Origin of the sequence: Brucella lupini (assembly GCF_002252535.1) — a bacterium.
Taxonomy (GTDB): Bacteria; Pseudomonadota; Alphaproteobacteria; order Rhizobiales; family Rhizobiaceae; genus Brucella; species Brucella anthropi.
The window spans coordinates 42073-67069 of record NZ_NNRN01000038.1; the positions used below are offsets into that span (position 1 = coordinate 42073).

Consider the following 24997-nt stretch of genomic DNA (forward strand, 5'->3'; position numbering starts at 1 on the left):
CCATCCTCCACAGGAGTTCAAACATGAAACGCTTCTCCAGTGCACTCGCCGCTCTGGCAATGGCAACAGGTCTCGGCTCGCCCGCCTTTGCCGAAACGACGCTGAATGTGCACTATCCGATGCCAGGCTTTTTCAAGGATGTCATGGCTGACATCTCTGGAAAGTTCATGGCAGAAAATCCGGACATCAAGATCAACTTCGTCAGCCCCTCGGCAACCTACGAAGAAGGCATCCAGACGATCATGCGTCAGGCCGGAACGTCGGAAATGCCGGATATCACCTTCACCGGGTTGAACCGCCTGCGCGTATTGGCCGAGCGCAATATCGGCGTCGACATGAAGCCGCTGGTCGAAAAAGAAACCGACATGGAAGCACAGGGCTTCACTGATCACCTGCTGAGCCTCGCCCGCGTTGGCGACCGTCAGGTTGGTCTTGCTTTCGCGACCTCAAACCCGATCATGTATTACAATGCTGATCTCCTGAAGGCAGCAGGCGGCAATCCCGACACGCCTCCAACCACCTGGGACGAAGTGATCGAGCTCGGCGGCAAGATCAAGGCGCTTGGCAACGGCAATGAAGGCATTGATTTCCGCTGGCAGGGTGACGACTGGATGTTCTCGGCGCTTCTGTTCGGCGCAGGCGGCACCATGCTGACCGAAGACGAGAAGAAGGTCGCCTTCGATGGACCGGAAGGGCTCGAAGCCTTCAAGCTGGTCGACCGCATGGTGAAGGAAGGCGGCATGCCGGTTCTGACCAAGGCAGCGGGTGAGCAGGCTTTCGCGGCTGGCAAAGTCGGCTTCTCGTTCCAGACGACTGGCGCGCTGCGCAACACGATCAAGAATGTCGGCGACAAGTTCGATCTGCGCACTGCCAAAATTCCTCTTATCAATGCTGAAAAGGGTCACCTGCCAACCGGTGGCAACGCAGTCGTCATCCTGACCGAAGATCAGGCCAAGCAGGATGCGGCATGGAAATTCGCCAAGTTCGCTGCCGGCCCTTACGGCGCTTCCGTCGTCGTTCCCGGCACCGGCTATGTGCCGAACAACGAACTGGCTGCAAAGTCCGACGAATATCTCGGCAAATTCTACGCGGAAAATCCGCTGTTCAAGGCCGGTCTCAGCCAGATGTCACTGATGATCCCGTGGTATGCCTTCCCGGGTTCGAACGGCGTGAAGGTGACGCAAACCATCGTGGACAATCTTTCGCGCGTCGTCGAGCAATCCGCCACGCCGGAAGACGCCCTTGCCGATGCATCCAAGGAAGTGCAGCGCCTGCTGCCACGCAAGTAACCAGCCATCGCCATAAGCAAAAAGGCCGCGCTGGCGATCAGCGCGGCCTTTTCTATGAACAGTAAGATACGATCAATAGGTCCAGTTGCGGGCCTTCGAGAACAGGAAGTCGCGGAAAGCGTGCAGTTTCGCGGAGTTCTTCAAGGCTTCCGGATAACAGAAGAACGTATCAAAGGACGGTATTTCTTCCAGTTCCGGTAGAAGCTGCACCAGCCCGGATTCCTTGTCGGCCATATAGTCAGGCAGAACGGCGATGCCAACGCCACGCTGCACAGCGCGACGGATCGACAGCAGATTGTTCACCTGCAACGCCGGAATGCGTGTACTGCCATCGGCGCGCCCGGCAATCTCCAGCCAGTTCAGGCCTGTCAGATAGCTTGGCGCCGGTTCACCGAAAGTCACGACACGATGCTGATCAATCTCATCGATCGAATTCAACTTGCCATATTTCGAAACATAACCAGCCGACGCATAGACATGCATATGCACTGTGAACAGCCGGCGCTGGATCAGGTCTGGCTGCTGCGGCTGCCGCAACCGGATGGCACAATCCGCATGACGCATCGTCAGGTCCAGTTCCTCATTGTCGAGGATCAGCTGCAGCTGGATATCGGGATAAAGCTCGACGAATTCCTGAATCCGCTCGATCAGCCAGCCGGAGCCAAGACCAACAGTCGTCGTCACGCGAAGACGACCCGTCGGCTTTTCCTTGCTCTCGGCAAGCTTCGAGCGAACATTCTCAAGCTTCATCAGCACGTCATGTGCAGTGCGATAAAGCGTTTCGCCCTGCTCGGTCAGGATCAGACCGCGTGCATGACGATGAAACAGCGGGACGCCGACATCCTGCTCCAGCGCGCTCACCTGACGCGAGATAGCCGATTGCGACAGATGCAATGTCTGGGCTGCGTGGGTGAACGACCCAGCCTCAGCCGCAGCATGAAAAATGCGCAGTTTATCCCAGTCGAGCGGAGCGACCACGATTATCCCCTCTCATTGTTTTCACCGCATTCACCTTACGCAAAACCGCCTCACACTTCTGGCTTGGAAATGCTTTACTCCGCAGCTTCGTGCAGCGGTTCCTGTGCGGCAAGCCAGCGCTCAGCTTCCAGAGCAGCCATGCAACCCAAACCGGCGGCAGTCACAGCCTGCCGATAAATATCGTCCGTGACGTCGCCCGCAGCAAAAATGCCCGGAACGTCGGTGGCCGTCGAATCGGGTGCAGTCCACAGATAGCCGTTCGGCTTCTGCTTGAGCTTGCCCTCGAACAAAGAAACCGCAGGTGCGTGGCCGATAGCGACAAAAACACCGTGCGTGTCGAGTTCCTGCGTCTCGCCCGTCACCACGTTCTTGAGGCGCACGCCTGTCACGGTTGCGCCCATCGGCGGCTTTGCCTCGGTGCCAAGGATTTCGTCGATCACACTGTTCCAGACCACCGAGACGTTCTGGCGCGAAAGCAGACGATCCTGCATGATCTTCTCTGCACGGAAGCCATCGCGGCGATGCACGACCGTCACGCTCTTGGCGATATGGGAAAGATAAAGCGCTTCCTCAACAGCGGTATTGCCGCCGCCGACAACGACCACATCCTTGCCGCGATAGAAGAAACCGTCACAGGTCGCGCAAGCAGAAACGCCACCGCCCATGAAGGTCTGCTCGCTGTCGAGGCCAAGCCACTTGGCCTGCGCACCCGTCGCGATGATCAAAGCATCGCAGGTATAGATCGTGCCGGAATCACCCTTCAGGCGGAAAGGACGCACCGTGGTTTCAACCTCGGTAATAATGTCATGGACGATTTCGGAGCCGACATTTTCCGCTTGCTTTGCCATCTGTTCCATCATCCATGGCCCCTGCACCGGATCGGCGTAGCCCGGATAATTTTCCACATCGGTGGTGATCATCAGCTGACCACCCTGCTGGAGACCGGCAATGATGAGTGGTTTCAGCATGGCGCGAGCAGCATAAATCGCAGCGGTATAACCAGCAGGACCTGAGCCGATGACTATGACTGGCGCGTGACGCTGTGACATGAAGTTCTCTCCGGTCCCGGAACGTTTTGATCTGATTGATCCAGATCAGCGCTCCACATGTTTGTTTTCACATGTACCTTGTCCAAAATGTTCCACACTTTGGGAGGTACTCTAAAATCGATTTAAAGCGACGGGTTCCGGCTCACCAGAATCGCTTTCGCGCTTGTTTGGCCAATGCCCCGACATTATGGCCAAGGTAGGTCTGCCCCTCAATGTTTGCAAGGTTCCACAGGGATTTGCTGTGCTTTAGCCACAGCTTGTGACCTTTAAGCAAAGCCTTTGACAGCCAGCACATTGCGGGTGGATCGATCTCACGCTAAACAAGGGAAAATTTGCCTAACCTCGGAGCCGTCCGCCATTTATAAGACAGTCGCCAATATCTGTGCGCGTTTCGGCCTCCTCATGGCGGTAGCCATGCTTCTGCCTGCAGCAATCGACCTGCGCGACGGGAGTGACGACTGGCTGATCTTTGTACGTTCAGCTGCGGCAACCGGCGCGCTCTCAGCCTTGATTCTGCTGGCCACCCAGAACCAGACGATGCGCTTCACCCCGCGCCTTGGCTTTCTGCTGACGGCGTGCCTCTGGCTGACAGCGAGTTTTCTGGGTTCGATACCGCTTTATTTCTCGCATTTGCCGATCAGCTATGCGACGGCCTTCTTCGAGGCCATGTCGGGCGTCACGTCAACCGGCGCGACCGCGCTGACCGGGCTCGACAACATGCAGCGTGGCATTCTCCTGTGGCGCTCGCTTCTCTGCTGGATCGGGGGTATCGGCTTTATCGGCTTGGCTCTGCTGATGCTGCCATCCCTGCGGGCGGGCGGGTTGGCGCTCTTCCATATGGAGAATTCCGACAAGTCGGAAAAAATTCTCCCGCGCATGAACCAGATCGCGCTCGGCATCGTGCTGGCCTATCTCAGCCTGACCGCCGCCTGCATCATTGCTTATTTTGCCGTCGGCATGAGCATGTTCGACGCCATCAACCACGGCTTCACGACGATTGCGACAGCAGGCTTTTCCACTCACGACAGCTCCATCGGCTTTTATCAGGGAAACCGCCCGCTCCTGGTCGTGTCCACGATCTTCATGGCCCTCTCGGCCCTGCCCTTCGTGCTCTATATCAAGGCCTTCATGCCACGCCGCATGGAATCGCTTGTCGACCCGCAGGTGAAACTGTTCTTCACGATCGCAATCAGCTTCAGCTTTGCACTCGCGGTGGTTCTGCGACTTGGGTCTGATGTGCCTTTCGGCGACGCGCTGATCTCGGCCTCGTTTCATTTTGTCTCGGTCATGACGACAACAGGCTATGCCACGGAAGACTATTTCCTGTGGGGACCACCCGCGATTGGAATTTTCTTTCTCGCTTCATTTCTGGGTGGCTGCGCCGGTTCGACGTCGGGCGGCATCAAGATGAACCGCCTCATCATCCTTTGGAGCCTGACGCGCGCCAATCTTGCCCGGCTCATCATGCCGCATGCTGTCATCAAGATCCGCTACGGCAGCTCGGAAGTTTCCGGCGAAATCGCACAGAACGTGCTTCTCTACCTGTTCCTCTACTGCGCCTCACTGATTATAGGCGCGGTGCTGCTTGCTTCACTGGGCCTCGACTTCGTGTCGGCCTTCACTGGCGCGCTGACTGCCCTCTCCAATATCGGCCCCGGCTTTGGCGACACCATTGGTCCCGTCGGCAACTTTTCCACCATTCACGACCCGGCATTGTGGGTCCTTTCCTTCCTGATGCTGGCAGGGCGTCTGGAGCTCGTTACCGTGTATATCCTGTTCACTCGCACTTTTTGGGTGCGTTGACAGAACGTTAGGCAGTTTACATCCGCCCGTTTCATTTGATATGAGCAGGATTAGATTGCGCCACGATGGCGACGAAAGTTCTATAATTACCCCGGAATGAAATTTCCTTGCGCGCGGAGTTACGCATGCCGATCAAGGCCGATCTGGATGAAATCGATTGGAAAATCCTTCGGGAGCTCCAGAATAACGGGCGCATCACCAATGTCGAGCTGGCCGAACGCGTCGGTATTTCGGCTCCGCCCTGCCTGCGCCGTGTGCGCAAGCTGGAAGAAAGCGGCGTTATCCGGGGCTATCGGGCCATTCTGAATGGCAATTCCCTTGGACAGGATTTGGTTGCTTTCTGTTCGGTTGGCCTCCATCGTCAGGCCGATGCCGACCTCAAGGCTTTTGCCGAGAAATCCAAGCAGTGGCCTCTGGTACGCCGCGCCTGGATGGTTTCGGGCGAGTCCGATTTCCTGCTCCATTGCGTCGCGCGCGATCTCAACACGTTCCAGACCTTCGTGATCGAGGAACTGACCGCCGCTCCCAATGTGGATTCCGTGCGCACCGCACTGACCATTCGTCCGGTCAAGGACGAACCGCTGATGATTCTCTGATATTTCGACGGTTTGCGCCGGGAATTATACCAGGTCTGGATGAGCTTGCCTTATCAAGACCTGGTTAAGCCCGTGCGGCAATTGAGCATTTTCAGGGCGTGATGCGTCAGCATTGCAGCGCCCTGTCATTACTTGTTACTTCCCGGCGAATACGCGCTCGTAGACAGCGCTGATGGCAGCTGCTTCCTTTTCGAGCGGGAAAGTCGCGCGAACATGCTTGAGAGCATTCTCGCCATCGCGTTCCGCCAGTGCCGGATCTGCCAGATAAGGTTCGATAGCCTTGCGCAGGGCATCTCCGTCACCGGCCGCAACCGATGCTCCGGTGCCTTCCACGATCATTTCCGCATAGGCACCCGCATCGCTGGCAACGACTGCCGTTTGCGACGCCATGGCTTCAAGCGGTGTCAGTCCGAAACCTTCATTGCGCGAAGGCGCAACATAAAGCGTCAGGCGGCGATACCAGACGCGGATATCCGGCACTTCCCCCAGAATGAGGATACGGTCCTGCAAACCGGCAGCGGCGATCTTCGCCTTCAGCGCATCCTCGAAAGACTGGTGTTCTGCAGTCGTGCGTCCGGTGATGATGGCCGTCCAGTCCGGATATTTCGGCAACAGCGCAATCATCGCATCGACAAAAAGGTCTGTTCCCTTGGAGGAACGCACACGACCGAAACAACCGACCGCATATTTTCCGGGCAGGCCCGACGCCGCGAAACTGTCCTCATCGCCGACAGGCGGATGAAAACGCTCCAAGTCCACGCCATGCATGATGACCTGATGCGGGACTTCGAGAAAACTTCCCGAGCGACCACTCGTTGCAATCACCGCATTCATGCGGCGGATGAGCCATTTGGTAAACGGCTTGTGGTCTCGCTGTGCAGCTGAGGTAAAGATCAGCCTCAGTTTCATGCGCAGCACATCGCGCATGAAAATACCGGCGAGCATTTCAATATTGCGCCGTGCATGCCAGATGCGAAACGGTTTCGTCGCTGGCTTTGACCAGAAGGACCAAAGAGCGCTCCATCCCAGATGCGGAAGCGTATCCGGCAGGCCCGGCCCCATCGTCGCAATGTTCAACCCCTTTGCGCGCTGCAAGGGGATCAGCTGAACGATTGTCGATGTGACACCGGAGAGGCGGCGCTTGAAATTCGGCGCCACTACCTCGACGTCCTGAACCCGAACCGGTCCGGAATCTGGCTTATGCACGGACACGGAAATCAGACGAACTTCAAACCGACGATTTCGTAGGAACGCGAACCGCCCGGTGCGTTGACTTCAATCGTATCGCCTTCGCCCTTGCCGATCAGCGCACGCGCAATCGGCGATGAAATGGAGATGCGGCCTTCCTTCACATCGGCTTCCTGATCGCCAACGATCTGGTAGACCTTCTCTTCTTCCGTATCCTCGTCAATCATGGTGACGGTGGCACCGAACTTGATGCGGTCACCCGACAGCTTCGAGACATCGATAATCTCGGCGCGCGCGACCAGATCTTCCAGTTCGTTGATACGACCTTCATTCAGGCTCTGGGCTTCTTTCGCAGCGTGATATTCGGCGTTTTCCGACAGATCGCCATGCGCACGTGCTTCGGCGATCGCCTCAATAATCCGAGGGCGCTCCGATTGCTGACGCCAGCGCAGCTCTTCCTTGAGCTTTTCGAAACCGCCAGGGGTCATAGGGAACTTTTCCATACCCAGTCCTTTCCTTCGTCCGGTACTCACCTCTCCCCGAGGTCCTGCACGCACCGGCATCTTGATTTGCCCGCCTCACCTCGCGCAATGCTTGGATAGTGCGAGGCGCTTTTCGAAGGCCAACCAGCCTCCGACACACAAAAAGAAAACGGTCACCGAAACATCCGCCTCGGAACCGTTCGAATAGCCGTTCACAGAACTATAGCATTTCCATCAACCATTTCACGCGGAAAAATATATCTCTGTCAACTGTGCCCTTAAGCGGCACCTATTGCGCGTTAACCGGCCAGCTCGCGGGCCACTTCTCCGGGCCTCCGGCATAATTGCCATCGCAATCGCCTTTTGAACGTTCCTGCACCAGAACGAAACGCACCCGGCCCTCGCCGCTGTCAGTAGCTTTCCAGACATCGTAAATGCCGCAATCTCCAAGCCCTCTCCCCTTGAAGAAGGCCGCCAGCGTCAAGGTTTTCTGGGTCCAGTCGATGTTCCATGCCGTGTCGGTCACAGTCGGGCCATCGTCGGAAATGGTCGGTAGCGAGATCGGCACAGTCTTGTTTTCGTAGCGGCTGTAGAAGGCATAAGGCTGATTGTAGGCGCCCGGCGATCCGCATGGCAGGCCGATAAGATCGAGGCCATCGGCAATCTTCGTCTCGAAACCGCCTGCATTGCGGAACGTGCCGGGGCTTGCCCCGCCACAGACCGCCGCCTCGTCGGAAAAATCCTTGCGGATGTCAGCCGGTATCTGCTCGACCGTTTCGATCAGCTTGAGCTGTGGCGGAACAGGCGCCGGTTTGCTGCCCTTGACCTGCAATGCCTCGACAGTTCCGTCGCGCGATTGCTGTTCGTCCACATAGATCAGCCCGCCGACAAGGCCCGAAAGCGAATAGGTCGAGGTCTTTCCGGCAAATTTCAGTTGCAGTTTCTGACCGTTCTTCATCCCGTCGAGCGCCTTGACCACATCGCCCGTATAATCCAGCTGATCGTCCTGCGCCTTCAAAGCCGAGACATCGACATCGAGCAGTGTTTGACCGTCGATGGAAATCTCCAACTTGCCAGTTTTCTGTGATGGATCGACATAGGAAAGCCGGAGTAGCGGCTTCGAGCCTGACTGGCTGCTGCGAAAGATGCCAAGCCCCGGCGCGCCATCGCTTGCGACCGGCGTAAGGGTCAAAGTGCAGTTTTGCGCGAAATCGCACAGAACCAGCGTGTCGCGAACCTTCTTGAAAGCAGCCTGCGATTCCCCACCCGCCAGAAACAGCATCGTTGTGGCAATCGATGCCACAACAGCGGATTGACGATTTAAAGAGAGCATAAAACACTCCGTCGGTAAGAAATCGCTCTAATTATAATCAGACTATGCATGAATGTCGCAGAATCGGAAGTTCCCTTGCCGCCTGCCCATAATATTGCCTATAGCATGACGACCGGGAAAGGCTGAAAAGCGTCCGGTTTCTCTTTCTGCAATGACATATCCCGAACCGAGGTAATGATGACGCGCGTACAGGCCAATATGCTGCTGCTTCTGGCAGGCGTCATCTGGGGCATGGGTTTCGTCGCCCAATCGACGGCAATGGCCAGTATCGGCCCGTTTCTGTTCATCGGTATCCGCTCGGCAATCGCCGCCCTTACTGTCCTGCCATGGGCCGTAGCCGAGGGCCGTCGGGCAAGGACCAGCCTGAGCCGCTCGAACTATCTCTTCTTCATGTTCATCGGACTGAGCCTGTTCACCGGGCTTGTTCTCCAGCAGATCGGGCTCATCACCACATCCGTCACCAATGCCGGTTTTCTGACCGGGCTCTATGTCGTCATGGTGCCAGTGCTTGGCGTCGTCCTGTTCCGCACTTGGCCGCATCCTGTCGTCTGGCCGAGTGCGGCGGCATGTCTGGCAGGCATATTCCTGCTTTCCGGCGGAACGTTGACTGCGCTCAAGCAAGGTGACTGGCTGGTCATTTGCGGCGCGGTCTTCTGGGCCTTGCAGGTGGTCCTGATCAGCAGGGCAAACCGTGCAGGACGGCCGATAACACTGAGCTGCATCCAGTTCGCAACCAGCGCCTTCGCAGGCCTTGCTATCGCCTCCATGATCGAAGACTTCAACTGGACGGCCATCGCACTCACCTGGAAGGAAATTCTTTTCACCGGCGTCTTCTCGTCCGGCATTGCCTTCACCTTGCAGGCCATAGGACAGCGCTATACGACTTCCGCACAGGCCGCGATCTTCCTGTCGTCGGAAGCGCTTTTTGCGGCCCTGTTCGGCGCGCTCTTCCTCGGCGAGCGGGTGACCTTCATAGGCTTTATCGGCTGCGGACTGATCTTCGCCGCCATGATGGCGGTGGAACTCATTCCCATGTTCTGGAAACGCAAGTCGGCTCTTGTTCCTGAACCTGCCGAGTAAAGTGCGTCAGAGCCTGAATCAAAATGGTGATTTTCGAGTACCGGAGCGTAGTGTACTTTTGAGCATGGTCCAGAAAAGTTGCAGACTTTTCGGATAAGACTATGCACCAGAGAAAGCTACATGAGCGTCGGCACGCAGATAATTGCCATTTGCAGCCACACAGGACGACTTTTGGAACAGCCTCTACCCCTTGAAAATAAGAGCTGCCCCACCCGCTATGAGCGCAAAGCCCAGCAGATGATGCCAGGTAAAGGCTTCCTTGAGATAGAACACCGAGAACAGGCTGAAGATCACCAGCGTGATGACTTCCTGAATGGTCTTCAGCTGCGCCGCTGAATAGACCTCGTGCCCGATGCGGTTGGCCGGAACCGCGAGGCAATATTCGATCAGAGCGATGCCCCAGCTGATGAAAATGACGGTAACGAGTGGCGTGCTGGTGAATTTCAGATGCCCGTACCAGGCGAATGTCATGAAAACGTTCGAGCCGATGAGAAGCAGGATCGGCAGGACGCTTGGCGAAATCAGTGCTGACATGGAAATGACTTCAGGGACCGGGAGGATGTTGTCGGCGGCATGGCCCGAAACCGCTGCATGGTGATAGAACAAAGGCGGCATTTTGCCAATCCTGCGCGCTGGAGCGCGTTTCACACCAGCCAAATTATGCTCTGGCCGCTGCCCTGATTACGCCACAGCACTTAACGCGAGCGCTGACTCTTCCTTTACGCTTCCAAGCTAATATTCGTGGAACGCCATCGGTCTGGTCTCCTGAAGAAAAGGTATGGACATGAGTTCTGCGTTGTCCGCCACCGCTCCAGTCAGCCGCCAGCGCTCCCGGTTGCGAGGTCTGGCCCCATCCTTGTCCCTCGCCTTGCTGGCTATCATCGCCGGTTGTTCCGGTGAAAGCGCCCCGCGCCCGCAGGCCAGTGTCGGCAATTCCGACGTGATGGTTCCCGATGCACCGATTGCAAATGCTGCCCCGGTTGTAGACGCACCCGTCATGCAGGAGCCACAGCAAGAACGCATCGTCGGGCTTGCCGAGGAGGAAGAGAACCACGTCACGCAATCCACGCAGCAGAGCCAGCCGCAATATTCCGGCGACTATGGCTTCTCAGCCCCGATTCAAAATCCGGTAACAGCTGCCGAAAACATCTATACGATGTCCAATGCGGAAACCGCCTGCCGCACGCGCCTGAAACGGCTCGGCGTCGTCTTCAAGGAAAAGCCGCCGATCTATCGCAGCAGTTCCTGCCAGATCGCAAATCCCATCGAGGTGTCCGGCTTCAACAGTGGCTCCATCGCGTTCAAACCGGCGGCAACACTGAACTGTCAGGTGACCGAGGCCTTTGCCCGCTGGATCAAGGGCGACCTGCAACCTGCCTCGCGGATGCGCTATCTGTCCGGCGTGAGCACGATCTATAATGCCGGGGGCTATTCCTGCCGCACCATGAACAGCCGTCGCGGCGCGAAAATGTCGGAACATTCACGCGGCAACGCCATCGATGTCACCAAGATCGTGCTGAACAACGGCAAGAACATCATGGTGCGCAAGCCGGGCTTCTTCGCCTTCCGCGAAAAGGGCCTGCTCAACAGCGTTCGCTCCGATGCATGCGGCTATTTCTCGACAGTTCTCGGCCCCGGCTATAACCCGGAACATGCCGATCACTTCCATTTCGACCTGATGCAGCGCCGCAGCGGCTATCGCGCCTGCAAATAGAGCATTTCCAGTAAAAGTGCGAAGCGGTTTTGCGTAGGATAATGCGTGAAAACAAATAGATAGAGCGGTTCCAACCACCGGTTTTAACCGGAACCGCTCTAAATAAGCCCGGCACAATGCCGGGCTTGACGATGCATTATTCCTCCGGCGGCACCGGCGTCGGCTTGCCGTTTTCATCCAGAGAAACCATGACGAATTCGCCATGGGTCACGAGATCCATCTGCTGGGTCAGGTAACGCTGTGCCCAGGCTTCCACCCGCAGCGTGATCGAGCTGCGCCCAACCCGCGTAATCTCGGTATAGACGCAGAGCGCGTCACCGATCTTCACCGGCTTGGCAAAGGACATTTCACGAACCGCTGCCGTCACCACGCGGCCCTTGGCGCGTTCTGCAGCACGAATGCCGGATGCGGAGTCCATCTGCGCCATCACCCAGCCGCCGAAAATATCGAACGCCGCATTCGCATCCTTGGGCATGGCCGGAACGCGCAATGTCAGCATGCCCTTCGGCGCATTATCAGTATTCATCGAAGTCGGTCCTTAAGTGCTTGAGAGAGTCGCCCTTTAATATGAGACAAGCCCGCCACGAAGAAAAGTACCGCATGAAGCGCTTAAACCGTTAGTGTGAAAGCCGATTTCAAGAGGTCGATATTCATTAATCATGAATTGAAATCGAAAAATCGTGATGCACGTAAATAATAATCTTCATGTTATAAGTAATTAAAGAAAGTATATTAGAGGAATGATATATGAAACTATCGGTTAAGTCCTCCATAGTTACATTAGCACTTCTTGTTTCAACGAATGCTTATGCATCATCGGCAATTGTAACATCGACGATTAATCTTCGCGTCGGCCCGGGCACCCAGTACGGAACCATCGGGGCGATCCCGAATGGCGTCGGTATTACGGTGGCTGGCTGCACCAGCGGCTATGGCTGGTGTCAGGTGACCTATGGCGGCATGACCGGCTGGGCTGCATCGAGCTACATCGCCATTCAGACAGGCAACGGCTACACGACGAACGACAATTTCGGATCGACCGCCGCAGCGGTTGGCATACCGCTCATCGCAGGCATCGCCATCGGTTCGGCACTGGCGGCCAACAGCGGCCCCTACTGGGGCCCCGGCTGGGGTCCAGGTCCTTATCGCGGCTGGAACGGTGGCGGCAATGTCTATAATGGCTGCATCGGGCGTAATTGCCAGTCGAACAGGGGACCAGCACGCCCACACTGGACGGACCGTCCCGGCTGGAACGATCATCCGGGCTATCATCCCGGTTTTGGCCCCGGCTTCGGGCATGGTTTTGGTCCCGGCCCTCGCATGCGTCCCGGCGGCAGGCTGTAAAGCCGCCTCTGGAACCACACCTCCTGACAACCTTCTGTCAGGAGCATCGCCAGATAGAGTAAGGGTGCGGAGGATTTCGCCTTCGCACTCTTTTCATTTGGACGCTGAAAATCCATATTGAGGGCATGGCTTCCTCAAAAGACAAACACTCCCAGGATTCGCACGACAAGGCTGGCGGCTTCGGTGAAGCACCACAAGCCGAACTTTCCGGTGCGCCCCTTTCCGGCTCCATCGCCGGCCCCATTGCTGATTGGGCGAAGGAGATCGGCGACGAGGCTGCGAAACCACGCGCGAAAAACCCAAAACAACCCAAGAAAATTCCCGAGCGCAGCAAGGAAGCGTCGCGCAGCGGGCGCGGTACGTCCATGGGCGGAGCTGCATCCGCCAAGGAGCGGGCGGCGGCTGGCCTCAATCCGGTTGCCGGTCTCGACATCAGTCTGGAAGACGCTGCCGGACTGAACCCGTCCGGTGCAACCGCAACAGTTCAGGCCCTGTCGGACCTGATTGCCTCCGGCAATCCGCTGTTCAAGAACGGCGAACTCTGGACGCCTCACCGCCCGGCACGTCCGGATAAATCCGAAGGCGGCATCGCCATCGAGATGGAAACCAGTTTCGAACCGTCCGGTGACCAGCCGACGGCTATTCGCGATTTGCTGGAAGGGCTGGACAACGACGACCGCACGCAGGTCCTGCTCGGTGTCACCGGTTCGGGCAAGACCTTCACCATGGCGCAGGTCATCCAGCGGACGCAACGCCCTGCCCTGATCCTGGCGCCGAACAAGACCTTGGCCGCACAGCTTTATGGCGAGTTCAAGAGCTTCTTTCCGAACAACGCCGTCGAATATTTCGTTTCCTACTACGATTATTACCAGCCGGAAGCCTATGTGCCGCGCTCGGACACTTATATCGAGAAGGAATCGTCCATCAACGAACAGATCGACCGGATGCGCCACTCGGCCACCCGCGCGCTGCTCGAACGCGACGATGTGATTATCGTCGCTTCCGTATCGTGCATCTACGGTATCGGATCGGTCGAAACCTATACGGCCATGACCTTCGAAATGAAGATCGGGGACCGGCTCGATCAGCGCCAGCTGCTCGCCGATCTCGTGGCCCAGCAATACAAGCGGCAGGACATCAATTTCGTGCGAGGCTCGTTCCGCGTGCGCGGCGACACGATCGAATTGTTCCCGGCCCACTTGGAAGATCGCGCCTGGCGCATTTCGCTTTTCGGCGATGAGATCGAGACCATCACCGAGTTCGACCCGCTCACCGGCCAGAAGACCGGCGATCTGAAATCGGTCAAGATTTATGCGAATTCGCACTATGTGACACCACGCCCGACCCTCAATCAGGCGATCAAGTCGATCAAGGAAGAGCTGAAGCATCGCCTTGTCGAACTGAACAATGCCGGGCGTCTGCTGGAAGCCCAGCGCCTCGACCAGCGCACGACATTCGATCTCGAAATGCTGGAAGCAACCGGTTCCTGTGCGGGTATTGAAAACTATTCGCGCTATCTGACCGGCCGCAATCCCGGCGAGCCGCCGCCGACGCTGTTCGAATATATTTCGGACAATGCGCTGGTTTTCATCGACGAAAGCCACGTCACGGTTCCGCAGATCGGCGGCATGTATCGCGGCGACTTCCGCCGCAAGGCAACGCTTGCCGAATATGGTTTCCGTCTGCCATCCTGCATGGACAATCGCCCGCTCCGTTTCGAGGAATGGGACGCCATGCGCCCGCAGACCATTGCCGTTTCGGCAACGCCGGGCGGCTGGGAAATGGAAGAAGCTGGCGGCGTGTTCGCAGAACAGGTCATCCGCCCGACCGGGCTGATCGATCCGCCCGTCGAAATCCGCCCTGCCAAGTCACAGGTCGATGACGTACTCGGCGAAATTCGAGAAACGGCACAGAAGGGTTACCGTACATTGGTCACGGTGCTGACCAAGCGCATGGCCGAAGACCTGACGGAATATCTGCATGAACAGGGCGTGCGCGTTCGCTACATGCATTCCGATATCGACACGCTGGAGCGTATCGAAATCATTCGCGATCTGCGTCTCGGCGCCTTCGATGTGCTGGTTGGTATCAACCTCCTGCGCGAAGGTCTCGACATTCCGGAATGCGGCTTCGTCGCCATTCTCGATGCCGACAAGGAAGGCTTCCTGCGCTCGGAAACCTCACTGGTTCAGACCATTGGACGTGCAGCGCGTAACGTTGACGGCAAGGTCATTCTCTACGCCGACAATATTACCGGCTCGATGCAGCGCGCGATGGATGAAACCAGCCGCCGCCGTGAGAAGCAGGTTGCCTATAATGAAGAGCACGGCATCACGCCTGCCTCGGTGAAGAAGAATATCTCGGATATTCTTGGCTCGGTTTACGAGCGCGATCATGTCCGCGCGGATATTTCGGGCTTTGCGGAAGAAGGCGCGATGATGGGCAACAATCTTGCCGCCCATCTGGAGCATCTGGAAAAGCAGATGCGCGACGCCGCTGCCGATCTCGACTTCGAAAAGGCCGCGCGCCTGCGCGACGAAATCAAGCGGCTGCGTGAGACGGAACTGGCTATTGCCGACGACCCGCTGGCACGCGAGTTTGAGGCGGGCGATGCAGGCGCAGGCCGCAACAAGGGCAAACCCACCGGCAATTCCCGTTTCCGCAAACCGGCACTGGATGAAATGGGCGCCGATACGACGCGCCCGCTTGGTAAGCCGTCTTTGTTCCAGAAGCCGTCGCTTGACGATATGGGACCGGGCACCGACATGGCAAAACCGCTCTTCCGCAAGAACACACTCGATGAAATGACGGTCAAGCGGACCGAAGTGCCAAGTGGCGGCGACGATGCCGCAATCCGCCGTGAGCGCGCAGGCATCGGGTCTTACGAGGACCCTGCCGAAACAGCGCGCAAGAAACGCCGCCCCGGCAAGACAGGCCGACCGGGACGGTGACCGAGATCGTTGATTATGTGTTGGAATACTTACCGATCTTCCAACACATCACGAACGGCCATTCGATTTTCTATACTCAGCGGCACTGCCCGCCATTCATAATGCGATAGCCTGCACGGTCGGCTTCGCAACGGTTGGGGAAAGTGCGCCTGTCGTTACCGCGTCTTGCGCAAACAGGCATATATTCCCGCGTGCAAGCACCCGCGCCCGGCCTGCCCGGTCTGTTGCCCTGATGCGGCGGACGCATGCCGCCTTCGCCGCCCCATCCCGGACCCGGTCTTGATGAGCACTGGCCATTTGCGATGACGCGATAGCCCTCAGCTCTTGCCTGACAGGAATTGCCGAAGGTCTTGCGCGAAGAACCGCGCGTGGCGCAGACGGGAGCATAGATCATCGGGCACATCTGCGGCTGCGACGGTCCAGGGCGAATCGGCGGACGATAATCCGGGCCGCCTTCGGCAACACAACCGGCGAGAAGCAGAGCGCCCGCAAGCACAGCCAATTGTCTGAATCGATGAAACTGCATTTTCCTCTCCCTTGTCCGGATAAATCCGATCTGTCCCGGTCACTAAAATGGCGCAACCTACGATAAGAGCAAGTCTTTTCGCAAAAGTGCAAAACCTTGCAGATCATATCGACAACCCGCCCATATAGGTTACTTTGGCCGAAGTTGAGGGGCGGAACAGGCAGCATGAAACGTTATCGGCACGGCATAGCATTTATCCTGGCTTCGCAGCTTTTCAGCCTGCCTTCCGGCGTGGCTGCATCCTATGCAGCGAGCGAGCCAAACCCGCCAGTCTATGCGCCGCCTTTACCGCCGGAGAAGAAAGTCCCGACCGTCGGTCGCATCTGCCAGCTCATCGGTGCCAATGCCGACATCCACGGCATCCCGCGCGACTTCTTCGCCCGGCTCATCTGGAAAGAAAGCCGTTTCGATCACAACGCGGTCAGCCCTGTCGGCGCTGAAGGCATTGCGCAGTTCATGCCTTATACTGCTAAGGAGCGTGGGCTTGCCGACCCTTTCGACATAGAACAGGCCATTCCCGCATCGGCGAGTTTCCTGCGCGACCTTAAAGGCGCTTTCGGCAATTGGGGCCTTGCAGCCGCCGCCTATAATGCAGGGGCCGGGCGTGTTTCCAGCTGGATGCGGTCCGGCGGATTTCTGCCGCTCGAAACTGAAAATTACGTGCTGGACATTACCGGCGCACCTGCCGACGATTTCGCGGCAGGCAAGGAGGTCGTGAACCGCCCGCTCGATCCCAAGCTCGCCTTCGTCGATGCCTGCAAGCGCCTGCCGATCATCCGCAGCGCCACAATTCCGATGTCGCGCGTGAAACCTAAGCCATGGGGCATTCAGGTCGCTGGCAATTTCCGCCGCAGCGCCGCTGCCAATCAATGGGTGCGCCTGCGCAAGCAGTTCAGCGCCGTGCTGGCAGGCCACGACCCCGTTATCAGCCGGATACGGACGCCGATGGGACGCCGTGGCATCTATGCAGTACGCATCGGCGCCAACAGCCGCGGAGAAGCCGACAGCATTTGTGCGAAGCTGCGCGCCGCCGGTGGCGCATGCATAGTTTCGCGCAATCGATGAAAATACCAGGACATATCCGTTTAAATTCGCGATATATTAGGGTTAGCCTGTTCTATTTTGGGATTGAGTCGATGATTTTCTTGAAACAATCGTAAAAAATTCTGACGATACCGGTTCAAAGATAACCAATCATGTTCCCCCCAAAGAATTTGCTTGCCAAATACCGCTTCATAGATCAGTCTCCACCTGTTCGGGCATTTAGCGAACAAATGGAAGACTGGAAGAACGGCGCGCCGGGGCCGCTATAAGTTCCGGGTCGAAGGCTCCCCTTCGGCAATGATCGGTTCCTTCCCAATGTCGAGAACTGCCTGCATAACCCTCTGCCGGGTGTGTGGTGCGCTTGGCAGAATTTGTAATACCACTGTCTCCACAAGAGCGGTGGCGCCAAGGAAAAGGAACGGATCCCATGGCACAGACCGGACTGGTCAAATTCTTCAATACCGAAAAAGGTTTCGGTTTCATCAAGCCGGACGACGGTGGCGCTGACATCTTCGTACACATTTCTGCTGTACAGGCTTCTGGCCTCACTGGCCTCGCAGACAATCAGAAGGTTTCCTACGAGACGGAACCGGATCGTCGCGGCAAAGGCCCGAAGGCCGTGAACATCACCGTTACCGGCTGATCGTTCATAAAAGAACCTACCACTTGCCCCGGCTTTTGCCGGGGTTTTTTATTGCCAGTATGCAACCCTGAACGGATGATCATTCAGGCGCGAAATATTACAGATGCTGCATGTAATTGACCGGAAACTGACAGCTTTCCATCGCCCTTCACCATTGTTCAGCCTCCATTCATGTCGAAACAGTTAATTAGTTATTCATAAACGATACGTGTGTGCCCGTTCGGCGAGCGTATCGGAGAAATTACAGTCGAGCTTCTGAAGGAGCGAACAATGAACCGATTTGCGAAAACAGCCATTCTGGCAGCGGCATCCCTTGCGGCAGTTGCCGCACCGCTTGCTACAGCATCGGCAGATTCCTGGGGTCGCCATGGCTGGGATCGTGGCGGCTGGGATCGTCCCTACTACCGCGACCGGCATCGCAACCATGGCGACGCCGTTGCCGCAGGTGTGATCGGCCTTGCAGCAGGTGCCCTCATCGGCAGCGCGCTGAGCCAGCCACAACCGACCTATGTGCAGCCTGCCCCGGTCTATGCACCGCCTCCGCCGCCGCCAGCTTATTACCCGGCAGCCCCGGCTCGTCAGGCGACTTATTATCGCTCAAGCTATGAGCCATGGAGCCGTGGCTGGTACCAGTATTGCGCCGACCGTTACCGGTCATTCAATCCGAATACCGGCACCTATCGCGGTTATGACGGACGTGATCACTTCTGCTCCGCAAATTAAAGCACATCCCGAAAAGTGTGAAACGGTTTTCGGATAAGATGCGCGTCAAAACAAGTGATTAGAGCACCGATCTGCTTCAACCAGATCGGTGCTCCAAAGCAAACCATCCCGAGGAAAAGCCGCCTTTAAAGGCGGCTTTTTTTATGCATATCCGATGTCGTTCAAAAATGGATTGGAGCGCCGTTCATCACCGAACCGACCACCGGGACCATGCCCGCAAATGAAACCTATATCGTCCCCGAGCGGCAGCAGCTTTTCCTTGATGGAGCGAATCAGCGCCGCGTGATCACCGCCTGGCAGATCAGTGCGCCCGACCGAGCCGTTGAAAAGCACATCACCGACTATCGCAAACCGCGCTTCGGGGTTGAAGAACACGACGTGCCCCGGCGCATGGCCCGGCGTGTGGAAGACGTCGAATTCGTGCCCGGCGACGGAAACCTTGTCACCTTCATCCAGCCAGCGGTCCGGCGTAACATTGCGCACGCCTTCAGTGATGCCATACTTTAGGCCGGTCGCTTCCAGATTATCGAGCAGGAACTTATCATCCCTGTGCGGGCCGATAATGTCCACATTCAGGGCTTCCTTGAGATCAAGGGCTGCCGCAGCATGATCGATATGGCCATGCGTGATCCAGATGGCCTCGACATCGATCCCTTGGGAATCAATCGCCTCGCGGATGCGATCCAGGTCACCGCCCGGATCGATCACAACACCCTTCTTGGTCTCGCCATCGAACAGAATGGTGCAATTCTGCTGGAAAGGCGTGACGGGAACGATGATGGCCTGCAATTGCCCCATAGTCTTACTCCACTTGAATAAATAGCGGTCCGGAAGGTGCTTTCTGACACAGAGATAGTGTCCTGTGCCCGCCAGGTGAAGCTTTAAATAGATACGGGCGGCTGATAGCCGCCCGTTTTCCCTCTCCAGGATTGTTCGAGGTGCCTACTCCGAAAACCGTTTCACGGTTTCCGGGATAGGCCCCGACAGTTCGTCTTACCGGTTGTCCCCACAACCATGCAGTCTCCAGAGCGCATTTCGATCTGATTGAATCAGACCGGCGCTCCAACTGTTTGCTTTCACGCACATGTTACCCGATCGAAGCGGGATCAGAAATCAGTCCAGTGGACTGATTTCTCTGCGTAGGCGCTTCACACTTTTCGGGATGTCTTAGTGCGTCAGGCCTTGGCAGCCATCGCGTTCTTGATCAGGCCGACAACGGCCGTGAGCACGATACCGCCAATGCCGCCGCCTGCCAGCTGGCCGACAACACCGTTGAGAACGGAATCGAGGCCACCGCCAGACAACATCGGAAGCAGCTGCCCGAGGATGACACCACCGATGCCGCCTGCCACCGTGTTACCCGTGGTGCCCAGACTGATATTCTTCACTGCTCCGGCGATGTTGCCACCAACCGCGCCAGCCACAAGCTGGAGAATGATAGGTAGTAGAGATTCCATAATCGTCACCCCATCTGAGTTTTAAACCGGAATAGCGCGACTCCGGTAAAAAAATCTTGTGCCGAAACTTTCCAATGTCAAACAATAAGCGACGGAATAACAAAAAAGCGGCCCTAAGACCGCTCTTTTTCTGTTTAAAACTTGGTTCGGCACCTACTATTCGGCTGCCGCCCGCTTTGGCTGAACTTCCGCAGAATAGTCATTCATTAGAACATTTGTAATTTCGGAAGGTTTGAAACGGTATTGACCGATCTCGGATACCGGCGTCACTTCCGCTGCTGTTCCGCACAGGAAGCATTCGGAGAAACCGGCAAGTTCTTCCGGCATGATTGCCCGCTCGATGACTTCAATGCCGCGACGCTTGGCAAGATCAATGACCGTGCGACGCGTGATACCGTCAAGGAAGCAGTCAGGCTTCGGCGTATGCAGTGCGCCGTCCTTCACGAAGAAGACGTTTGCACCGGTTGCTTCCGCAACCTGTCCGCGCCAGTCGAGCATCAATGCATCGGCATAGCCCTTGGCTTCGGCGGCGTGCTTGGAGATCGTGCAGATCATATAGAGACCGGCAGCCTTCGAGCGCGAGGGCGCAGTGCGCGGGTCCGGGCGGCAATATTCAGCGATATCGAGCCGGATGCCCTTCATCTTTTCTTCGGGCGAGAAATAGCTCGGCCATTGCCAGATGGCGATGGCAAGATGAATGCGGTTGTTCTGCGCCGAGACCCCCAGTGACTCCGAACCGCGCCAGGCAATCGGGCGAACATAGGCGTCTTCAAAACCCTGCTTCTTCAGAAGCTCGCGGCAGGCATCGTTGATTTCTGCAACGCTGAAAGGAATCTCGAAACCGAGAATGCGTGCAGATTCATGCAGGCGTTCGGTATGCTCATTGAGCTTGAAGATCTCGCCGCCATAGGCGCGTTCGCCTTCAAACACCGCGCTCGCATAATGCAGACCATGGGTCAGCACGTGGATTTTTGCATCTTTCCAGTCGACGAATTCTCCGTCCAGCCAGATAAATCCGTCCCGTTGATCGAATGGAATCGCAGCCATTTTCTTGCTCCTAAATATTTCATCGAGCATTTCTTTTTTCAGGATGAAACCTTGGAAATGCCCTGTCTATGCATTTTGACGCGTATCCCGAAAATCGCCTCATACTTTTCGGGATACGCCTCAGCAGCGCTGTCTCGATCTGGTTTCAGGTCGACTTCAGACCAGATAAACTTCTCCGCATCCCGTCTTCCCCAGCTAAATCGATATAACTGGTGAGACGGCCACCTTTTCCTGCGTAATTGCTGGCCTTTTTGTTCAAAATGCTTTGAGGTCACGCAAACATATTGCGCGAATCCCAGGCGGAGCATGCATGGAAAGAAAATAAATCCTCCACAGGGTTCGAATATTGCGGCAACCATCTCATCACCAACCCATTGAGACGGTGGCGAGAAGCCCGTTAGCGCAATTATTCCTCCTCCTTGCACGTATCAGCGCAAACATTATTCCAAAAAAGCCAGCTTACACTTATCGAAAATTATCTGGGCGATTGAATTATGTCAATAATGCTGACATATTTAACGCAGCAGAACGGAGCACCGATGTGAATTCGACGAACGATATGAATTATATAAGCAATCCGTTGACGGCTGAGGAGGCGGCCGACCTCAACGTGATCGAACTACTGTTTTTTTCCTATCGCGACTTTACCGCCGACCCTGATCTTATTCTGGAAAAGATCGGATTCGGGCGGGCGCATCACCGTGTTCTCTACTTCATCAACCGAAAGCCCGGCATGACGGTTGCCGAGCTGCTGGAGGTCCTGCGGATCACCAAGCAGAGCCTGTCGCGCGTGCTTAAACAGTTGATCGATACGGGGCATGTGGTTCAGGCCACCGGCCTTCACGACCGCCGCCACCGCAAGCTTTATCCGACCAAGAGCGGCCGCCAGCTCACGCTTGCCCTCGCCCTTCCACAGTCACGACGCATCGCACGTGCACTGGAAGACTGTGCGCCGCAGGACCGGGAAGTCATCGAGCGCTTCCTCTATAATATGGTCAACCCCGAGCGGCGCGCCCAGATCGACGAGTTTTCTGCCGAAGATAGTTCGACCAGACATCTCTGAACCGAGCGACACTGGGTTTGAGTGTTACGTCTAGTTGCACAAAGTGTCTGAATAAAAACGTCTGGCCGTGGCGAAAATGGTGGGTTTCGAGAACCGGAGCGCAGTGTACTGCTAAGCATAATCCCGAAAAGTTGTAGACTTTTCGGATAAGATTATGCGTCTGAGCAAGTACATGAGCACCGGAAGCGCAGAAAAACGCTGTTTGCGAGCCAAGGCATGGCGACTTTTGGATCAGACAATAAGTGCTTGTATAAAAACAGGTCCACGCAGGCAGTGAATGGACGTGCCGCATTCCAGTCGATAATATGTGCACCAAAGCATCGGGCATAAGCTGGAATGCTGAAGTAAAATTATCGGAATGGGATCGAAAGACGCCATGGCTGTAGAAGAAGAAAAGACGCTCTCGGACGACGCGCCGCATCTCCTCGTCGTTGACGACGATACGCGTATCCGCAGCCTTCTCTCACAATATCTGACCAATAGCGGATTCCGTGTCACCATGGCTGGAAGCGCTGCCGAAGCGCGCCGCAAGCTCGAAGGCATCGATTTCGATCTGTTGATCCTCGACGTCATGATGCCGGGCGAAACCGGCGTTTCGCTGACGAAATCGCTGCGCGAGCAGAAGAACGTCCCCATCCTGATGCTGACGGCATTGTCGGAAACCGACAGCCGCATCGACGGTCTGGCTGCCGGTGCGGACGATTATCTGCCCAAGCCGTTCGATCCCCGCGAGCTGACGCTTCGCATCAACAATATCCTGCGCCGCGGCGCGCCACCCGCACAGCCGAAAATCGAGCAGATCGTGTTCGGCCCCTATACTTTCTTCATCCCGCGCCGCGAGCTGAAAAAGGGTACGGAAACAATCAAGCTGACGGATCGTGAGCAGGATATCATGGCGATTTTCGCCGAGCGTGCCGGCGAGACGATCCCCCGCCATGAGCTGACCGGTCAGGATGGCGATGTCGGTGAACGCACGATCGACGTCCAGATCAATCGCCTTCGCCGCAAGATCGAGCAGGACCCGGCCAATCCGGTCTGGCTCCAGACCGTGCGCGGTATCGGCTACAAGCTCAGCATCGAATAGCAACCATCGGCAATCAGGAATATCGCGATCAGAAATGGTGTTTTCTCAAAACGCAGGGCGGCAGGTACCAAAGGTGCAGCCGCAATGTTGTTCATGGAAAACGCCATTTGCAGACAGCAATATTTCCGGAAGCGTTTTTCGAGCCAAAAAGTGTGAAGCGGCTTTGCGACAAAATAAGTCTTTTGAGCGCAACCACAGGGTACTGAGGGACGTTTTAACACGATGAAATCGCCCTTGAGAAAATTCTCCCGCTGGTTGGCGCGCATCATGCCGAAGGGGCTTTATGCGCGGTCGCTCATCATCATCATTGCCCCGATGGTTCTGCTCCAGTCCGTGATCGCCTATGTGTTCATGGAGCGTCACTGGCAGATGGTGACCGAACGACTGTCGACCGCCGTTGTGCGCGATATTGCAGGCATCATCGACATTCTCGAAACCTATCCGCAGGAACCGGGCTACGACAATCTCATCCGTATCGCGCAGCAGCGGCTGGCGCTGAACATTTCGATCCTGCCGCCCGATCCGCTACCACCTCCCGGCCCCAAGCCCTTTTTCGCCATTCTCGATTACTTCTTGAGTGAAGAGATCACCCGCCAGATCAATCGGCCCTTCTGGGTCGATACGGTGGGCGATTCCGATCTCATCGAAATCCGCATCAAGCTGGAGGACAAGGTGTTGCGCGTCTTTGCGCGGCGCAGCCAGGCCTATGCATCCAATACAGGCATCTTCCTGACGTGGATGGTGGGCACCGCACTTGTTCTGCTGATTATCGCCATCGCCTTCCTGCGCAACCAGATCAAGCCGATCCAGCAGCTTGCCGAGGCCGCAGAGAGTTTCGGCAAGGGGCGTCCCATGCCGGAGGGGTTCCATCCGCGCGGAGCCGAGGAAGTGCGCCGTGCAGGCATCGCCTTCATTCAGATGCGCTCGCGCATCGAACGCCAGATCGAGCAGCGCACTGCCATGCTTTCCGGCGTCAGCCACGATCTGCGCACCATTCTGACCCGCTTCAAGCTGCAGCTTGCGCTGGCTGGCCACTCGATCGACACCGAGCCGCTCAATCAGGATATTGCCGACATGCAGACCATGCTCGAAGGCTATCTCGCCTTTGCGCGTGGCGAAGGTTCGGAGGAAACCGCAAGCTACGATGTCACGAGGCTTTGCGAAAAACTGGAGCATGAAGCACGCCTGCGCGAGCGCGGCTTCAAGTATCATATTGAAGGCGACAGCGAGATCCATGTGCGTCCGAACGCCTTCTCGCGGCTGGTCAGCAATCTCGTATCAAACGCCTTCCGTCATGCGCAGAATGTCGAGCTGTCGATTTCGCATGTCGAAGGCTGGCTGAAAGTCGTTGTGGACGATGACGGGCCGGGCATTCCGGAAGACCGTCGCGAAGACGTTTTCAAGCCTTTCGTCCGGCTGGATGAAGCGCGAACGCAGGATTCCGGCGGCACGGGCGGGCTGGGTCTTGCTATTGCACGCGATATTGCACGCAGCCACGGTGGCGACATTACGCTGGAAGACGCCCCGACCGGCGGCCTGCGCGCGACCATCCATATTCCGGCTTAAAGCGTTCTGGCCCCGTCAAATGCGCGGCTGCACATCG

The 24997-nt window shown here is 56.8% G+C and carries 25 protein-coding genes; 13 read left to right on the forward strand and 12 right to left on the reverse strand.

The window, feature by feature from the left end:
- Positions 1-23: 23 nt before the first annotated feature.
- On the forward strand, positions 24-1289 hold the full coding sequence (locus tag CES86_RS06480; protein WP_012091688.1) for an ABC transporter substrate-binding protein: 1266 nt from the start codon (positions 24-26) through the stop codon (positions 1287-1289).
- Between the two features lie 72 nt (positions 1290-1361).
- Here CES86_RS06480 and CES86_RS06485 read toward each other — a convergent pair whose 3' ends face one another.
- Positions 1362-2267 carry a LysR family transcriptional regulator gene (locus tag CES86_RS06485; RefSeq protein ID WP_010659652.1) on the reverse strand — a complete coding sequence of 302 codons (906 nt, stop codon included), beginning with the start codon at positions 2265-2267 and terminating at the stop codon, positions 1362-1364.
- A 74-nt stretch (positions 2268-2341) separates the two neighbouring features.
- Positions 2342-3316 (reverse strand): thioredoxin-disulfide reductase, encoded by a 975-nt coding sequence (gene trxB / locus CES86_RS06490; protein ID WP_010659651.1) that lies wholly within the window; start codon positions 3314-3316, stop codon positions 2342-2344.
- Positions 3317-3718: 402 nt separating this feature from the next.
- Between trxB and CES86_RS06495 the strand changes: the two genes are divergently transcribed.
- Together CES86_RS06495 and CES86_RS06500 are read left to right on the forward strand one after the other, a co-directional pair.
- Positions 3719-5119, forward strand: coding sequence for a TrkH family potassium uptake protein (locus tag CES86_RS06495; protein ID WP_029376059.1), 1401 nt, complete (start codon positions 3719-3721; stop codon positions 5117-5119).
- A gap of 125 nt (positions 5120-5244) precedes the next feature.
- Positions 5245-5715 (forward strand): Lrp/AsnC family transcriptional regulator, encoded by a 471-nt coding sequence (locus tag CES86_RS06500; RefSeq protein ID WP_010659649.1) that lies wholly within the window; start codon positions 5245-5247, stop codon positions 5713-5715.
- Positions 5716-5850: 135 nt separating this feature from the next.
- Here CES86_RS06500 and CES86_RS06505 read toward each other — a convergent pair whose 3' ends face one another.
- From CES86_RS06505 to CES86_RS06515, 3 genes are all read right to left on the reverse strand, one after another.
- Positions 5851-6921 (reverse strand): glycosyltransferase family 4 protein, encoded by a 1071-nt coding sequence (locus CES86_RS06505; RefSeq protein WP_094514099.1) that lies wholly within the window; start codon positions 6919-6921, stop codon positions 5851-5853.
- Between the two features lie 11 nt (positions 6922-6932).
- Complete coding sequence (greA, locus tag CES86_RS06510) at positions 6933-7406, reverse strand: transcription elongation factor GreA (protein ID WP_010659647.1); 474 nt, start codon at positions 7404-7406, stop codon at positions 6933-6935.
- A 268-nt stretch (positions 7407-7674) separates the two neighbouring features.
- A complete protein-coding gene (locus tag CES86_RS06515) occupies positions 7675-8718 on the reverse strand; it encodes a DUF1176 domain-containing protein (RefSeq protein ID WP_012091683.1) in 1044 nt (347 codons plus the stop codon).
- Between the two features lie 177 nt (positions 8719-8895).
- Here CES86_RS06515 and CES86_RS06520 point away from each other — a divergent pair, with 177 nt between their 5' ends.
- Positions 8896-9798, forward strand: coding sequence for a DMT family transporter (locus CES86_RS06520; protein ID WP_012091682.1), 903 nt, complete (start codon positions 8896-8898; stop codon positions 9796-9798).
- 183 nt (positions 9799-9981) lie between these two features.
- Here the strand turns inward: CES86_RS06520 and CES86_RS06525 are convergent, their stop codons facing one another.
- Positions 9982-10332 carry a DMT family protein gene (locus CES86_RS06525; RefSeq protein WP_040130092.1) on the reverse strand — a complete coding sequence of 117 codons (351 nt, stop codon included), beginning with the start codon at positions 10330-10332 and terminating at the stop codon, positions 9982-9984.
- A 250-nt stretch (positions 10333-10582) separates the two neighbouring features.
- Here CES86_RS06525 and CES86_RS06530 point away from each other — a divergent pair, with 250 nt between their 5' ends.
- Entirely contained in the window at positions 10583-11512 is a 930-nt protein-coding gene (locus CES86_RS06530) for an extensin-like domain-containing protein (RefSeq protein WP_012091680.1), read from the forward strand.
- A 136-nt stretch (positions 11513-11648) separates the two neighbouring features.
- Here CES86_RS06530 and CES86_RS06535 read toward each other — a convergent pair whose 3' ends face one another.
- Positions 11649-12038 carry an acyl-CoA thioesterase gene (locus CES86_RS06535; protein ID WP_010659642.1) on the reverse strand — a complete coding sequence of 130 codons (390 nt, stop codon included), beginning with the start codon at positions 12036-12038 and terminating at the stop codon, positions 11649-11651.
- Positions 12039-12259: 221 nt separating this feature from the next.
- On the opposite strand from CES86_RS06535, the gene CES86_RS06540 reads away from it, so the two are divergent.
- Entirely contained in the window at positions 12260-12856 is a 597-nt protein-coding gene (locus CES86_RS06540; protein WP_010659641.1) for an SH3 domain-containing protein, read from the forward strand.
- 125 nt (positions 12857-12981) lie between these two features.
- Positions 12982-15807: an excinuclease ABC subunit UvrB gene (gene uvrB / locus CES86_RS06545; RefSeq protein WP_094513971.1), complete on the forward strand. Its 2826-nt coding sequence runs from the start codon at positions 12982-12984 to the stop codon at positions 15805-15807.
- A 76-nt stretch (positions 15808-15883) separates the two neighbouring features.
- Here uvrB and CES86_RS06550 read toward each other — a convergent pair whose 3' ends face one another.
- Positions 15884-16333: a Kazal-type serine protease inhibitor family protein gene (locus CES86_RS06550; protein WP_010659639.1), complete on the reverse strand. Its 450-nt coding sequence runs from the start codon at positions 16331-16333 to the stop codon at positions 15884-15886.
- Between the two features lie 165 nt (positions 16334-16498).
- On the opposite strand from CES86_RS06550, the gene CES86_RS06555 reads away from it, so the two are divergent.
- The 3 genes from CES86_RS06555 to CES86_RS06570 all read left to right on the forward strand — a co-directional run bounded on the left by CES86_RS06555 (position 16499) and on the right by CES86_RS06570 (position 18743).
- Positions 16499-17398, forward strand: coding sequence for an SPOR domain-containing protein (locus CES86_RS06555; protein ID WP_012091676.1), 900 nt, complete (start codon positions 16499-16501; stop codon positions 17396-17398).
- Between the two features lie 406 nt (positions 17399-17804).
- Complete coding sequence (locus tag CES86_RS06565) at positions 17805-18020, forward strand: cold-shock protein (RefSeq protein WP_010659637.1); 216 nt, start codon at positions 17805-17807, stop codon at positions 18018-18020.
- A gap of 270 nt (positions 18021-18290) precedes the next feature.
- Positions 18291-18743, forward strand: a complete 453-nt coding sequence (locus CES86_RS06570; protein ID WP_010659636.1) for a BA14K family protein — start codon at positions 18291-18293, stop codon at positions 18741-18743.
- A 141-nt stretch (positions 18744-18884) separates the two neighbouring features.
- Here CES86_RS06570 and CES86_RS06575 read toward each other — a convergent pair whose 3' ends face one another.
- The 3 genes from CES86_RS06575 to CES86_RS06585 all read right to left on the reverse strand — a co-directional run bounded on the left by CES86_RS06575 (position 18885) and on the right by CES86_RS06585 (position 21247).
- Positions 18885-19541, reverse strand: a complete 657-nt coding sequence (locus CES86_RS06575) for an MBL fold metallo-hydrolase (protein WP_029929127.1) — start codon at positions 19539-19541, stop codon at positions 18885-18887.
- A 377-nt stretch (positions 19542-19918) separates the two neighbouring features.
- Entirely contained in the window at positions 19919-20200 is a 282-nt protein-coding gene (locus CES86_RS06580) for a hypothetical protein (protein WP_010659634.1), read from the reverse strand.
- 156 nt (positions 20201-20356) lie between these two features.
- Complete coding sequence (locus tag CES86_RS06585; RefSeq protein ID WP_010659633.1) at positions 20357-21247, reverse strand: branched-chain amino acid aminotransferase; 891 nt, start codon at positions 21245-21247, stop codon at positions 20357-20359.
- 541 nt (positions 21248-21788) lie between these two features.
- On the opposite strand from CES86_RS06585, the gene CES86_RS06595 reads away from it, so the two are divergent.
- Positions 21789-22310 (forward strand): MarR family winged helix-turn-helix transcriptional regulator, encoded by a 522-nt coding sequence (locus CES86_RS06595; RefSeq protein WP_010659631.1) that lies wholly within the window; start codon positions 21789-21791, stop codon positions 22308-22310.
- Positions 22311-22686: 376 nt separating this feature from the next.
- Positions 22687-23394, forward strand: coding sequence for a response regulator (locus CES86_RS06600; protein ID WP_061346454.1), 708 nt, complete (start codon positions 22687-22689; stop codon positions 23392-23394).
- On the opposite strand, the gene CES86_RS27465 is transcribed toward CES86_RS06600, so the two are convergent.
- Positions 23373-23663, reverse strand: a complete 291-nt coding sequence (locus tag CES86_RS27465) for a hypothetical protein (protein WP_167387099.1) — start codon at positions 23661-23663, stop codon at positions 23373-23375. The genes CES86_RS06600 and CES86_RS27465 overlap by 22 nt on opposite strands.
- Here CES86_RS27465 and CES86_RS06605 point away from each other — a divergent pair.
- Positions 23617-24960, forward strand: a complete 1344-nt coding sequence (locus CES86_RS06605) for an ATP-binding protein (RefSeq protein ID WP_094513974.1) — start codon at positions 23617-23619, stop codon at positions 24958-24960. The two genes, CES86_RS27465 and CES86_RS06605, sit on opposite strands and share 47 nt — an antisense overlap.
- The last annotated feature ends 37 nt before the right edge of the window (positions 24961-24997 follow it).